The sequence below is a fragment of the Lichenibacterium ramalinae genome (assembly GCF_004137085.1).
Lineage (GTDB): Bacteria > Pseudomonadota > Alphaproteobacteria > Rhizobiales > Beijerinckiaceae > Lichenihabitans > Lichenihabitans ramalinae.
This window is the reverse complement of the sequence record NZ_QYBC01000004.1, coordinates 108,591-122,250: the sequence shown is the minus strand read 5'-3', so window position 1 is coordinate 122,250 and position 13,660 is coordinate 108,591. Positions and strand designations below refer to the sequence as shown.

10 protein-coding genes are annotated in these 13,660 nt (G+C 70.5%); 5 read left to right on the top strand and 5 right to left on the bottom strand.

The genetic code is table 11. From position 1 onward, the window contains the following. Position 1: 1 nt before the first annotated feature. Complete coding sequence (locus tag D3272_RS06125; RefSeq protein ID WP_129218266.1) at positions 2-1,531, bottom strand: leucyl aminopeptidase; 1,530 nt, start codon at positions 1,529-1,531, stop codon at positions 2-4. Positions 1,532-1,836: 305 nt separating this feature from the next. On the opposite strand from D3272_RS06125, the gene lptF reads away from it, so the two are divergent. The 5 genes from lptF (at position 1,837) to rsmA (ending at position 8,729) form a co-directional block, all read left to right on the top strand. Then, a complete protein-coding gene (lptF, locus tag D3272_RS06120) occupies positions 1,837-2,970 on the top strand; it encodes an LPS export ABC transporter permease LptF (protein WP_129218265.1) in 1,134 nt (377 codons plus the stop codon). 7 nt (positions 2,971-2,977) lie between these two features. After that, positions 2,978-4,063: an LPS export ABC transporter permease LptG gene (gene lptG, locus D3272_RS06115; RefSeq protein WP_245496415.1), complete on the top strand. Its 1,086-nt coding sequence runs from the start codon at positions 2,978-2,980 to the stop codon at positions 4,061-4,063. Positions 4,064-4,173: 110 nt separating this feature from the next. Continuing rightward, complete coding sequence (locus D3272_RS06110; RefSeq protein WP_129218263.1) at positions 4,174-6,798, top strand: LPS-assembly protein LptD; 2,625 nt, start codon at positions 4,174-4,176, stop codon at positions 6,796-6,798. 67 nt (positions 6,799-6,865) lie between these two features. Next, complete coding sequence (locus tag D3272_RS06105) at positions 6,866-7,798, top strand: hypothetical protein (RefSeq protein ID WP_129218262.1); 933 nt, start codon at positions 6,866-6,868, stop codon at positions 7,796-7,798. A 37-nt stretch (positions 7,799-7,835) separates the two neighbouring features. Next, on the top strand, positions 7,836-8,729 hold the full coding sequence (rsmA, locus tag D3272_RS06100; RefSeq protein ID WP_129218261.1) for a 16S rRNA (adenine(1518)-N(6)/adenine(1519)-N(6))-dimethyltransferase RsmA: 894 nt from the start codon (positions 7,836-7,838) through the stop codon (positions 8,727-8,729). Positions 8,730-8,749: 20 nt separating this feature from the next. On the opposite strand, the gene gmk is transcribed toward rsmA, so the two are convergent. The 4 genes from gmk to fabF form a co-directional block, all read right to left on the bottom strand. Then, the gene (gene gmk, locus D3272_RS06095; protein ID WP_245496426.1) at positions 8,750-9,409 is read right to left on the bottom strand and encodes a guanylate kinase; all 660 of its coding nucleotides are present in this window, start codon (positions 9,407-9,409) and stop codon (positions 8,750-8,752) included. A gap of 8 nt (positions 9,410-9,417) precedes the next feature. Further along, positions 9,418-10,326, bottom strand: a complete 909-nt coding sequence (locus D3272_RS06090; RefSeq protein ID WP_207210135.1) for a YicC/YloC family endoribonuclease — start codon at positions 10,324-10,326, stop codon at positions 9,418-9,420. A gap of 1 nt (position 10,327) precedes the next feature. After that, on the bottom strand, positions 10,328-12,136 hold the full coding sequence (gene mltG / locus D3272_RS06085) for an endolytic transglycosylase MltG (RefSeq protein ID WP_129218260.1): 1,809 nt from the start codon (positions 12,134-12,136) through the stop codon (positions 10,328-10,330). Positions 12,137-12,308: 172 nt separating this feature from the next. Further along, positions 12,309-13,583 (bottom strand): beta-ketoacyl-ACP synthase II, encoded by a 1,275-nt coding sequence (gene fabF / locus D3272_RS06080; protein WP_129218259.1) that lies wholly within the window; start codon positions 13,581-13,583, stop codon positions 12,309-12,311. Positions 13,584-13,660 lie beyond the last annotated feature (77 nt).

Below are 13,660 nucleotides of genomic sequence, written 5' to 3'. Positions count from 1 at the left end.
CTCAGCCTTCGTAATGGTCCGCCACGAGCCGGTCGAGCAGCCGCACGCCCCAGCCCGAGCCCCAGCTCTGGTTGACGTCGTCGGAGGGCGCTCCCATGCCGGTCCCGGCGATGTCGAGGTGGACCCAGGGCGTGTCGTTGGTGAAGCGCTGCAGGAACTGCGCCGCCGTGATCGAGCCGGCGTGGCGACCGCCGGTGTTCTTCATGTCGGCGAACTTGGAGTCGATGAGCTTGTCGTAGTTGGGCGTCAACGGCAGGCGCCACACCTTCTCGCCCGTCGCCCGGCCGGCCGCCCCCAGCCGCTCGGCGAGTTCGTCGTCGTTGGAGAACAGGCCGGCATGTTCGCTGGCCAGCGCCACCAGGATGGCGCCGGTGAGGGTCGCGAGGTCGATCATGAAGCGCGGCTTGAAGCGCTCCTGCACGTACCAGAGCGCGTCGGCCAGCACGAGCCGGCCCTCGGCGTCGGTGTTGATGATCTCGATCGTCTGGCCCGACATGGAGGTGACGATGTCGCCGGGCCGCTGCGCCTTGCCGTCGGGCATGTTCTCGACGAGGCCGATCACCCCCACGGCGTCGACCTTCGCCTTGCGGGCCGCGAGCGCATGCATGAGGCCGACCACGCAGGCGGCGCCCGCCATGTCGCCCTTCATGTCCTCCATGCCGGCGGCACCCTTGATGGAGATGCCGCCCGTGTCGAAGGTGACGCCCTTGCCCACGAAGGCGACCGGAGGCCGGCCGCCGCCGCCGCCGTTCCAGCGCATCACGACCACCCGCGATTCATGCGCCGACCCCTGCCCGACGCCGAGCAGCGCCCCCATCTTGAGGCGCTCCAGCGCCGGGATGTCGAGGATCTCGACCTCGACGCCGAGCCGGGAAAGCTCCGCGGCCCGGCGGGCGAACTCGACCGGGTAGAGCACGTTCGGAGGCTCGTTGACGAGCGTGCGGGCGAGCTCGACGCCGTCGGCGACGCCCGCGCTCGCGGCGGCGCGCTCGCGCACGGCCGCGACATCGGCCACCGCCAGCGTCACGGCAGCCGGCTCGCGCTTCTCCTCGTCGTCCTTCTTCTTGGTCTTGTAGCGGTCGAAGCGGTAAGCCCGGAGCTGCAGGCCCTGGGCGAAGTCCGCCGCCGCCTGGGGCGTGGTGCCGCCCGGCAGGTCGAGCACGACCGTCGCCTTGGCACCGTCCCGCAGCTTGCCCATCACGAAGCCGCCGAGCGACACCATCTCGGTGCCGTCGGGCGCGGCGCCGGGCTTGGCCTCCGTCCCCACGACGAGGAGCCGGCCGAAGCCGAGGCCGGGAGGTGCCAAGAGGTCCAGCGCGGTCTTGGCCTTGCCCTTGAACGCGGCGGCGGCGGCCCCGGCGGCGAGCGACGCCGACGCGGCGCCCAGGATCTCCGCGACGGCCGCCGCGGGACGGAGGTCGGCCCCCACGAAGACCACGAGCGTCTCGGTCCCGCCGGCCGCGGCGGGCCGTCGAGCCGCGCTTCGCGCCTCCTCCAACGGGGTGAATGCGATGGTGACGAAATCGGACATCGGACGGACTCTCGGCGCGGCCCGGGTGGGGTGCGGGCGGCCGCGCTCTTGCCCCGGAAGATATCGGTTCGATCCCGGGCGCCAAGGGGCATGGGCCCGCGGCTCCGTTTTTTCGCCCCAAAATGACCGTCTCGGGCCGCCAAGAGTGATCCCGCGGCAACGGCGCCCGGCGAAATTCCCCGGGGCTTCCCCCGGGTGGGCGGGAAGGCTTGCGCGGCCGCCCCGCCCCTTCTACCCCTCGGGGTCAGGACGAGCGGGGGACGTCCCTCACGGACCCGTCCGGGTCCCAGACTGACCGGAGCAGCATGTCGCTCGTCGAGGCCTACATCCTGCGCATCGTGCGCTCGTCCTTCCTGGTCGCTCTGGGCGTGTTGACGGCCGTGATCTGGGTGACGCAGGCCCTCAAGGAATTCGACCTCCTCACCACCAAGGGTCAGTCGCTGCTGGTGTTCCTCGGCGTGACGGCGCTGGGCCTGCCGGCGCTGGTGATGGTCATCGCCCCCATCGCGCTGTTCATCGCGGTGCTCTACGCGCTGAACAAGCTCAACGGCGACAGCGAACTCATCGTCATGAGCGCGGCGGGCGTGTCGCCGCTGCGTCTGTTGCGTCCCTTCGCCACCGTCACGGTGGTGGTGACGCTGCTCGTCGGCGCCATGTCGCTCTACATCATGCCCTGGAGCTTCCGCGAGCTGCGCGAACTCGTCATGAAGATCCGGGCGGATTTCATCACCCACGTGGTGCGCGAGGGCACGTTCACCACCCTCGACCAGGGCTTCATCTTCCATTACCGCGAGCGCGGCCAGGACGGGGCGCTGCACGGCATCCTCATGGAGGACCGGCGCGACCCGAACCACATCTCGTCCTACGTCGCCGACAGCGGCCAGACCTGGTCGAGCGACGACAACAACTACCTCGTGCTCAACAACGGCTCCATCCAGCGCCACCAGCCGGGCAGCAAGGACGCCGCCATCGTGGCGTTCCAGCGCTATGCGCTCGACCTCGCGCAGTTCGGGTCGGAAGGCGAAGGCGCGCCGCTGCGGCCGCGGGAACGCTCAACGCGCGAGCTGATGCATCCGGACCTCAACGACCCCGCCGTGAAGTTCCAGGAGGGCCGCTACCGGTCCGAGCTGCACGACCGGTTCTCCAACCCGCTCTACGCCCTGGCCTTCGGCATGATCGCCTTCGCGGCCCTGTCGCAGCCCCGCACCACGCGGTCGGGCAACTGGAAGGCGATGGTGTCGGCCGTCCTGGCGGTGGCGGCCGTGCGGGGCGCCGGCTTCGCGGCCTCGGGCTTCGTGGCGAAGTCGGCGGCCTGGGTCCCGGCGGAATATGCGGTGCCGCTCGCCGGCCTGCTCGGCGCGCTGGCCTACATCTTCGGCAGCGGCATCACCCTGCCGCGCCTCAAGCCGGCGCGCATGCCGGTGCCGCAGGCCGCGTGAGCCTGCCGTGGTCGGCCGCACTTTCATCCTCTACCTGTCGCGCAACTTCACTAAGTCCATCCTGATGGTCTTCGGCCTGCTGTTCGCCATCATCTACCTCAGCGACTTCGTCGAACTCCTGCGCCGCTCGGGCGACGCGAAGGGCGCCACCACGGCGGGCGTCGCCTTCCTGTCCCTGCTGCGCGTGCCCACCATCACGGAGCAGATCTTCCCCTTCTCGGTCCTGTTCGGGGCCATGTTCGCCTTCCTGAACCTGACCCGGAAACTCGAGCTCGTGGTGGCGCGGGCGGCGGGCCTGTCGGTGTGGCAGTTCATCCTGCCCCCGCTCGGCGTGGCCCTGGTGCTCGGCATCGTCACCACCACGGTCTACAACCCCGTGGCGGCGGTCTCGAAGCAGCGCGCGGAGCGGCTCGAGACGCGCATGTTCGGCAAGACGGGGTCCGAGCAGGTCGACACCGCCTTCTGGATCCAGCAGGACGGGGTCGACGGGCAGACGATCCTGCGCGCCGACCGGGCCAGCGACGGCGGCTCGGTGCTCAGCGGCATCACGGCCTTCGTCTACGACCGCGACGGCAGCTTCATGGAGCGCGTCGAGGCCGAGCGCGGCGAGCTCCACGAGGGCTATTGGCAGCTCGACGACGCCAAGATCATGGCCCCCGGCGAGCCGCCGCGGGACGTCAAGACCGAGATCGTCGCCACCAACATCACGCCCCAGCAGGTGCAGCAGAAGTTCACCGCCCCCGATGCCGTCCCCTTCTGGAGCCTGCCGCAGATCCGCGACAGCACCGAGAAGGCCGGGTTGAACGCCACCGGCTACGAGCTGCAATACCAGAAGCTTCTGGCCCGGCCGCTCCTGTTCATGGCCATGATCCTCGTGGCCGCGGCGTTTTCCTTAAGATTCTTCCGCTTTGGTGGGATCGCCCGCATGGTGGCGGGTGGAGTGACGGCGGGCTTCGTGCTCTACGTCGCGACGAAACTTGTCGGCGATCTCGGCGGCGCAGGCCTCCTCAGCGCCCCGGTGGCGGCGTGGTCTCCCGCCGTCGTGGGGAGCATGCTGGGCTCGCTCGCGCTGCTGTACCAGGAGGATGGCTGATGGGGCGGCGTTCTGGCCCCGACGTGTGTGAGGCCAATCCTTCCCGGCGTCGGCGCCTGCGGGGGACCACCCTGCCGCAGGCGTCGATTCGGTTTACGAAGCTGACAGTGGTGGATCACCTGATCGAGACGAGCATGGCGACGGTGCGGGGCGGATCGGCGTTGCGGGCCTGCGCCTGCACGATCCTGGCCCTGACCTTCATGGGCACGGCGCCGCAGCCCGCGGCAGCCCAAGGTGCGCCCAAAGGCGCGCCCGCCGGTCAGGTCGCGGCGGCCGCCGCCCAGCCCGAGGCCAAGAAGGACCGCCTGCTCGTCGAGGCCAAGCAGCTGGTCTACAACCGCGACACCAACATCGTGTCGGCGGACGGCAACGTGCAGCTCTACTACCAGGGCCGCGTCCTCGAAGCCGACAAGGTCATCTACGACCGCAATTCCAATCGCGTCTTCGCGAGCGGCCGCGCCAAGATGACGGAGGCCGACGGCTCCACGACCTACAGCGACAAGTTCGAGCTGACGGACGACTTCAAGACCGGCTTCGTCGACAGCCTGTCGACCGTCTCGAAGGACAAGACCTTCTTCACGGCGCCGCGCGCCGAGCGCAGCGAGGGCGAGACCACCACGTTCGAGAAGGGCACCTACACGGCCTGCGCGCCCTGCGCGGCCCACCCCGAGCGCCCGCCGCTGTGGCAGGTGAAGGCCATGAAGATCGTCCACAAGGCGGACGAGCAGATGATCTACTTCGAGGATGCGACCCTCGAACTCTACGGCCTGCCGATCGCCTACGTGCCGTACTTCTCGGCACCCGACCCCACCGTGGCGCGCAAGACCGGCTTCCTGCCGCCGCGCTACATCACGGAATCGCGCCTCGGCGTCGGGGCCGCCCAGCCCTTCTTCTGGAACATCGCGCCCAACTACGACCTCACCCTGACGCCGACCGTCCTGTCGCGGCAGGGCTTCTTCGGCGAGGCGGAGTGGCGTCACCGCCTCGACACGGGATCCTACTCGGTGCTGGCGACGGGCATCGACCAACTCGACCCCAAAGCCTATGCCGCCCAGCCCTTCGGCACCGGCAACCGGCAGTTCCGCGGCTCCGTCGAATCCAACGGCCAGTTCTTCATCAACCAGAACTGGAAGTACGGCTGGGACGTCGCGCTCTTCAGCGACAAGTATTTCGTCCAGGACTACAACGTGCGCTCGTCCAGCCTCGGCTCGGACTACATCAAGGAGTCGATCTCCACCGCCTACCTGACCGGCCAGGGCGACCGCAGCTACTTCAACCTGCAGGGCTACCGCATCGTCGGCCTGTCGCAGTTCGACTTCAACAAGCAGCAGCCGCTGGTGCTGCCGACGCTCGACTACAACCGCACCTTCGGCCTCGCCCCCGATGCCACGGCGGGCGTGGGCGGCGAGGTGAAGGTCGACGTCAACCTGACCAGCCTGACGCGCACGGCGGCGGCCTACCAGGCCACCGGCACGCGACTGCTCGACTCGGCCTTCTCGCTCTACGACGTGTGCCCGTCCTCCTCGACGCCGGTCGCGGCCCTGCCGAACTACAAGCCGCCGTCCTGCTTCATGCGCGGCATCGCCGGCGACTACACGCGCGCCTCGACCCAGGTCTCGTGGGAGCGCAAGTTCATCGATCCGATCGGGGAAGTGTGGAAGCCCTTCGCCTTCGTGCGGGCCGACGGTCGCTGGCTGAACCTCAACGAGTCGAACAGCTTCACCTTCACCAGCGCGTCCGGCCAGTCCACCATCGCCAACGCCGACCAGGCCAACTTCTTCGGCACGCATAACGAGAACCTCAGCGGCGACATCGTGCCGGGCGTCGGCCTCGAATACCGCTATCCGTTCCTCGCCACGACGAGCTGGTCGAGACAGGTCTTCGAGCCCATCGCCCAGCTGGTCGTCCGGCCCAATGTCGCCAAGGCCGGGCAGACGCCGAACGAGGACGCGCAAAGCCTCGTCTTCGACGACACGACGCTGTTCGAGTGGAACAAATATTCGGGATACGACCGCGTCGAAGGCGGCGTGCGGGCCAATGCCGGCGCGCAATACACCATGACGTTCCCGACGGGCGGCTACGTCAACGCCCTGTTCGGCCAGTCCTATGCCATCGCGGGCCGCAACTCCTTCGCGATCCCCGACGTGTCGAACACGGGCCTGCAGTCCGGGCTCGAAACCGACCGGTCGGACTACGTCGGCCGCGTGCTCGTCGCGCCGACGTCGAACTTCTCCGTGGAGGCCAAGGGGCGCTTCGACAGCAAGACCTTCGACACCAAGGTCATCGATCTCATCGGCAATGCCCGGTTCTTCGGCACCACCACCAACCTGCAATATTCCCAGTACGCCGCTCAGCCCGACATCGGCTACGTCCACGACCGGTCCGGCGTGCTGGTCAGCGAACGGTTCGACTTCCTCGACCACTACTACGTCAACGGCAGCGCGACGCTGGAGCTCGATCCCTACAAATACGACCTGACCACGCGCCAGTACGACCTGAAGACGGGCCACCCGGAGATCGCCGTCCTGGGGGCGGGCCTGGGCTACCAGGACGATTGCACGACGGTGAGCCTGAGCTACACGCGCTCCTACACGGATTCCATCGCCGGCGCCGCGGCGGACCAGAACGTCAACCAGACGGTGCTGCTCAGCGTGACGCTCCGCAGCCTCGCGGACTTCAAGCTCAACCAGAACCTCGGCTCGACCTCCACGGTGCAGGACGGCGTGTTCAAATAATCGCCATTCTTTTGAGATGGGTGGCGGCTCGGTTTCCATCAGGACCCAAGGGCGACGGACGAACCTCGTGAAACAGAACCGCCATCCTTCCGTCGCGGCCGCCGTCCGCGGCGCCGCCATCCTTCTCGCCGCCGCGGGCGCCTGCGCCGGCCTCGGCGCGTCGCCCGCGGCGGCTCAGGCCGTCGTCACGGCCGTCAACGGCGACCCGATCACGAGCTTCGACGTCGCCGAATACGAGAAGATCCTGCGGCTCGAGCACAAGCCGGCCTCCCATGCCGACGCGTTGGAAGCCGTGGTGGCGGATCGCCTGCGCTACGACGAGGCCCGGCACTGGGGCATCGACGCGGCGGACGGCGACATCACGTCCGTGCTGCAGAAGACCTCCGCCGCGGTGAAGATGGACACCCAGGCCTTCTCGCAGGGTGCCGCCAAGGCCAAGATCGACCTCGAAACCATCCGATCGCATTTCCGGTCCATGGCGGCGTGGGACAACCTCGTGCGGGCCCGCAACAAGGGCGTGGGCGTCACCGAAGAAGAGGTCGCCGCCGCCATCGCCAGGGGCGGCACCGACAAGGTCACCAACTACCGGCTCCAGCAGGTGATCTTCGTCCTGCCCGTCAACCCGACGCCGGCCATCGTGGAAAGCCGGATCGCCGAGGCCAAGGCGCTGCGCAACCGCTTCGACGGGTGCGAGACCGGCCTGCAGCTGGCCCGCTCGCTGCCCAACGTCGCCGTGAAAGAGCCGATGAACCGCAGTTCCGACGCGCTCAGCCCCGGCCTGCGCAAGGTCCTGGCCGAAACGCAGCGGGGCATGCTGACGGTGCCCGACCGCAGCACCAACGGCGTCGAGATGGTGGCGGTCTGCGACAAGGACGACGCCAAGGACGACACGACGCTGCACGAGCAGGTGCAGAAGAACCTCATCGCCGAGAAGCTGGTCGCGGTATCGGCCCAGATGTACCGGGACCTGCGCAAGTCCGCCGTGATCAGCAAGAACTGAGCGGCGCTTCGCCGGCCGCGCGGGAGCCGCCAGCCCCTTGACCGATGATGGACTGCCGCCGCTCCGCGATGTCGTCGAGGCCTGCGGGATCGAGCCCAGCCGGGCGCTGGGCCAGAACTTTCTCTTCGACCTCAACCTCACGGGCCGCATCGCCCGGGCGGCCGGTCCCCTCGCCGGGGTCCCGGTGGTGGAGGTCGGGCCGGGACCCGGCGGCCTCACCCGCGCCTTGCTGGCCGAAGGCGCCGAGGTCGTGGCGGTGGAGCGCGACCCGCGCTGCCTGCCGGCCCTGGCCGCCATCGCGGAGCGCTATCCCGGCCGCCTCACCGTCATCGCCGGCGACGCGCTCGCCGTGCTGCCGTCCGGCCTGCCGGTGCGGGCAGACGGGCGGCCCTGGCGCATCGTCGCCAACCTGCCCTACAACGTCGCAACGCCGCTACTGACGGGGTGGATCGAGGCCGAGCCCTGGCCGCCCTGGTTCGACCGGATGGTGCTGATGTTCCAGCGCGAGGTCGCCGAACGCATCGTGGCGACGCCGCAGGAGCGGGCCGACTACGGCCGCCTCGGCGTGCTCTGCGGCTGGCGCACCCGCGCCCGCATCCTGTTCGACGTGGCGCCGTCCAACTTCGTGCCGCCGCCCAAGGTCCTGTCGAGCATCGTCGAGCTCGTGCCCCGGCCGGTGCCCCTGCCCTGCAGCGTGGCGAGCCTGTCGCGCGTCACGGCCGCGGCCTTCGGACAGCGCCGCAAGATGCTGCGCCAGTCGCTGAAGGGGCTGGCGACGCCGGCCGGCAGCGTGGACGCGGCCGCCCTGCTGGAGCGGGCCGGCATCGCCGGCACGGCCCGGGCCGAAACCCTGACGGTGGCGGACTTCGTGACCCTGGCCCGCCTGGCCGACGGGGCCGAGCCCCTGCCGCCCGCCACCCCGAACGATTGACGCTTCGGCGAGCGGCGCCGTCAGCCTTCGGCGGCCAGCGCCGCCACGAAGCCCGCCACGGCGGGTTCGGTCCGCAGCCGCCGCAGGCGCTCGGCCGACAGGATGGCGACCACGTCCCGCAGCGTGCGCTGCAGGTCGTCGTTGACGAGGACGTAATCGTAGAGCGTCCAGCGCGTGATCTCGTTGCGGGCCGCCTCGAGGCGCCGGGCGATGACGTCGGGCTTGTCCTCGGCGCGCCGCTCCAGCCGGGCGCGCAGCTCGCGCATGGAGGGCGGCAGGATGAAGATGGTCGCCACGTCGTCGCGGGCCCGTCCGCGGATCTGCTGCGTGCCCTGGTAGTCGATGTCGAAGAGGACGTCGCGCCCGTCACGCAGCAGCGCGTCGACCGGCCCCTTGGGCGTGCCGTAGAAATTGCCGTGGACTTCGGCCCATTCGAGCAGTTCGCCCGCGTCCCGCAGTTCGCGGAACCGGTCCTGGGTGAGGAAGTGGTAGTGGACGCCGTCCACCTCGCTCTGTCGCCGCGGCCGCGTCGTCACCGAGACCGACAGGGTGAGGTCGATGTCGGCCATCTGCAGCAGCATGCGGGTCAGCGTCGTCTTGCCGGCTCCGGACGGCGACGACAGGATCAGCATCAGACCGCGCCGCGGCGGCAAGGCGGCGGAGGTCCCGTCGATGGGCATGGTCACGCTCATTCCAGGTTCTGCACCTGCTCTCGGAATTGCTCGATCTCGGTCCGCAGCGCGAGACCGATGGCGGTGAGGTCAGCGTCGTTCGACTTGGCGCAGAGCGTCCCGGCTTCCCGCCCGAGCTCCTGGGCGAGGAAGTCGAGCCGGCGCCCGACGGCACCGCCCTCCGCCAGCAGCGCCGCCGCGGCGGACCGGTGCAGGGCGAGGCGGTCGAGCTCCTCGCGCACGTCGGCCTTGGCGGCGAGCAGCACGGCTTCCTGGTGCAGGCGCACCGGGTCCAGCCCCGGGACGGCGCCGGACAGCTCCGCCACGCGGCGGGCGAGGCGCCCGCGGACGGCTTCGGGCATGCGGCCGGGCACGGCATCGGCGGACGCGATCAGCCGGGCGATGCCGGACAGGCGATCCGACAGGATGCCGCCCAGCGCCTCCCCCTCACCGGCCCGCATGGCGCAGAGCGAGTCCAGCGCCGCGTCGAGACCCGCCAGCACGGCCGGCACCAGCGTGTCGCCGGTCTCCTCGGCGCGTTCCGTCACCTCCACGATCCCGGGCAGGGCCAGCAGGCCGTCGAGCGTGGCCGGCGCAATGCTGGGCGGCAGGGCGAGGCCCGCCACGGCGGCGACCAGGGCGGCGAGCTTGGCCTCGTCGATGCGGATGGATTGCTCGGGGCGGGGGCGCTGGAGGGTGAGGCCCACCTGGATGGTGCCGCGCGTCAGCCGGCCGGCCAGCCGGGCGCGCGAGGGCGCGTCGAGCGCGTCCAGACCGGGCGGCAGCCGCAGCCGCAGTTCCAGTCCCTTGCCGTTGACGGACTTGAGTTCCCAGCTCCAGCTCGCGGCCCCGACCTGGCCGGAGCTGCGCGCATAGCCCGTCATGCTGGACAGGCGCGCCTGCCGGGTCCCGCCGTGTCCCGGCATGTCAGCGGACCGCGGCGGCGCGGCGCGCCGGGGCGGCCCCGGGCGGGGGCGCGAAGCTCGGCACGGTCTTGGCCGACATCAGGTCGTAGCTCTTGTCGAGCAGGGGGTCGAGCTTCGTGCCTTCGGAGGCGTCGACCACCCGCCCTCTGCCAGGCGCGGGCCGGTTGGGGGCGAGGGACGCTCCCTGATCGGCGCTGACGACCTCCGCGGACAGCGGAAGGCTGTCGGGGCCGGTGGCCGTGCCGTAACGGGCCGCCCGGGCCTTCTCGTCGGCGCGCTGCGCCGCCGAGACCGGGAAGGTGAGGCCGCTCGCCCGGCCGACGTCGGCGACAGTCGAGGTGCCGGCCCCGACCCCGAAGAAGGCATTGCTGTCCGTGGGGGCGGCGGCCGTGTCGCCGGGTCCGTCCGGGTCGAGCGAAGCCGTCTGGTCCGGCGAGGGCGGCGCGAAGCGCGTCGACGCGTCGCCGCCGTCGCCCAACGCGATCGACGGCGGTGCCATGGCGGCCAGCAGCCCCTTCGGCCCCGTCGGCCCGGCCGCCACGCTCTCGAAGCGCCCCGTGAGCGCGCCATAGACCGGCACCGCGGGGGCCGCGTCGCTGCGCTGCTTCGGCGCGGCGGCGGGCGTGCCGGCCGGGCCGGCGCCGAGCGCCTTGTCGAGGTCCGGCGACAGCTTGTCCTTGGCGTCCTTCTCGATCTGGCGCCAGCGCTGAACATTGGCGCGATGCTGGTCCAGCGTTTCGGCGAAGGCATGGCCGCCCGTGCCGTCGGCCACGAAGTAGATGTCCCGGGTGCGCGACGGCGTCGCCACGGCCTCCATCGCGGCGCGGCCGGGGTTGCAGATCGGCCCCGGCGGCAGCCCGGCGATGGCGTAGGTGTTATAGGGCGTCTTCTGCTCGATCTCGCTCTTGAGGATGCCCCGGCCCAGCGTCGCCTTGCCGCCGACGAGCCCGTAGACGATGGTGGGGTCGGACTGGAGCGGGATGCCTTTGGTGAGGCGGTTCACGAAGACGCCGGCCACGCGCGGGCGCTCGTCGGCCTTGCCGGTCTCCTTCTCGACGATCGAGGCGAGCGTGACCATCTCGTAGGGGGATTTGATCGTGGTGTCCTGGGCGCGATGGGCCCAGGCCTCGGCCACGACCTTCTTCTGTTCCTGCGCCATGGTGCGCAGGAGTTGCTCGCGCGTCGTGCCGCGGGCGAACTTGAACGTGTCGGGCATCAGCGTGCCCTCCTTGGGGACCGCGCGGATCTCGCCCTGGAGGACGTCGTCGGCCTTCAGCCGGTCGCAGATCTGTTCGCTGGTCAGGCCTTCCGGGATGGTGATGGCGTGCAGGATCTGCTTGCCGCTCACCAGCGTGTCGATGACCTCGCGCAGGCTGGCGCTCTGCTTGAACAGGTATTCGCCCGCCTTGATCTTGCTGCGGTCGCCCTCGGCATAGAGCGTGCCGGTCATCAGCGGGGCGCTGTCGATCACGCCTTCCTGTTCGAGCTGGCCGATGATCTCGCCGACATCGGTGCCGGGCGCGATGATGACGACCTTGTCGGCCGGCAGCGGCCCGGGCGCGCCGATGCGCTGCACGGCGAGCGACACCAGGATGATGCCCGCCACGGCCGCGATGCCGAGGAACGACAGGACGCCGCTCACCGTCGCCACGATGGGCCGCGCCTTGCGGGGCCCCGGCGGCGGCGGGGGCGCGACGTCGGGCTGGAGCGCCTCGCCGGGCGACATGAGGTTGCGACGCGCACCGGGCGTCGGATCGTCGCGATCCGGCGGCCTCGTCTCACCGTCGCTGGAGTTGGGGCCTTCGGCCATCTGCTCGTCCGCCGTCGCTGTGGTGGCGCACGACGCGCGGCAGGCTGTGCCGCGCCGTCCTGCCGCCGATCTGCCGCGTGCCGCATCCGGCCCGGCCGCCGCCCGCGGTCCGCCAGACCGACGGCATCCTACCTCATTCGGCGCCCGAGCACCACGCCCTCCGGGTCGAGGCTCAGGCCTCGACCTTGCGCATGACCAACGAGGCGTTAGTGCCGCCGAAACCGAAGGAGTTCGACAGCGCGACGTCGACGCGCCGCGGCTTGGCGACGTGGGGGACGAGGTCGATCGGCGTGTCGACGGACGGGTTGTCGAGGTTCAGCGTCGGCGGCAGGATGCTGTCCCGCATGGCGAGCGCGCAGAAGATGGCCTCGACGGAGCCGGCGGCGCCGAGCAGGTGGCCGATGGCGGATTTGGTCGACGACATGGCGACGCCCGCCGCGGCATCGCCGAGCACCCGCTGCAGGGCCCCGAGTTCGATCTCGTCGCCGAGCGGCGTCGACGTGCCGTGGGCATTGACGTAGTCGAGGTCCGAGGGGGCGATGCCGGCCCGCTTCAGCGCCGCCGACATGCAGCGGAACGCGCCGTCGCCCGATTCCGAGGGCGCCGTGATGTGATAGGCGTCGCCCGACATGCCGTAGCCGATCACCTCGGCGTAGATGCGGGCGCCTCGGGCCACGGCATGCTCGTAGTTTTCCAGCACCACCATGCCGGCGCCCTCGCCCATGACGAAGCCGTCCCGGTCGCGGTCGTAGGGGCGGGACGCGCGCGTGGGCGTGTCGTTGAAGCCGGTCGACAGGGCGCGGCAGGCGCAGAAGCCCGCGAAGCCGAGCCGGTTGACGGCGGATTCCGTGCCGCCCGCCACCATGACTTCGGCATCGCCCCACTGGATGAGGCGGGCCGCGTCGCCGATGGCGTGGGCGCCGGTCGAGCAGGCCGTCACGACCGCGTGGTTGGGGCCTTTCAGCCCATGGCGAATGGAGACATAGCCCCCGGCGAGGTTGATGAGACGGCCCGGGATGAAGAACGGGGACAGACGCCGCGGACCCTTTTCGCCGACCAGGAGGGCGGCGTCGTTGATGCCGCCGAGGCCGCCGATGCCGGAGCCGATCATCACGCCGGTCTCGATCTGCTCCTCGTAGGTGGAGGGAGCCCAACCGGCGTCGGACAGCGCCTGTGTGGCGGCGCTGACGGCGTAGAGGATGAAGTCGTCGACCTTGCGCTGTTCCTTGGGCTCCATCCAATCGTCGGGATTGAACTTGCCCTCGTCCGTCGGCCCGCGCGGCACCATGCAGGCGATGCGGCAGGGGAGATCGTCGACCTTGAACGCGTCCACGAGGGCCGCGCCACTCTCCCCGGCGATCAGCCGGCGCCAGGTCGTTTCGGCGTTGCCGCCCAGGGGCGTCACCAGTCCGATGCCGGTGATGACGACGCGTCGCGTTGCGTTCACTCTGCCCACCCTCAACCCTTGACGGGCCTCCGGGCTGGAGTCTCCCCATGGAACCGGTCGCCGGGCCGGCCGCTCGC

Bases quoted from the DNA above. Each gene is read 5' to 3' on its own strand.
- D3272_RS06125 (WP_129218266.1), bottom strand. From the start codon at position 1,531: ATGTCCGATTTCGTCACCATCGCATTCACCCCGTTGGAGGAGGCGCGA.
- lptF (WP_129218265.1), top strand. From the start codon at position 1,837: ATGTCGCTCGTCGAGGCCTACATCCTGCGCATCGTGCGCTCGTCCTTC.
- gmk (WP_245496426.1), bottom strand. From the start codon at position 9,409: ATGCCCATCGACGGGACCTCCGCCGCCTTGCCGCCGCGGCGCGGTCTG.
- D3272_RS06090 (WP_207210135.1), bottom strand. From the start codon at position 10,326: ATGCCGGGACACGGCGGGACCCGGCAGGCGCGCCTGTCCAGCATGACG.
- mltG (WP_129218260.1), bottom strand. From the start codon at position 12,136: ATGGCCGAAGGCCCCAACTCCAGCGACGGTGAGACGAGGCCGCCGGAT.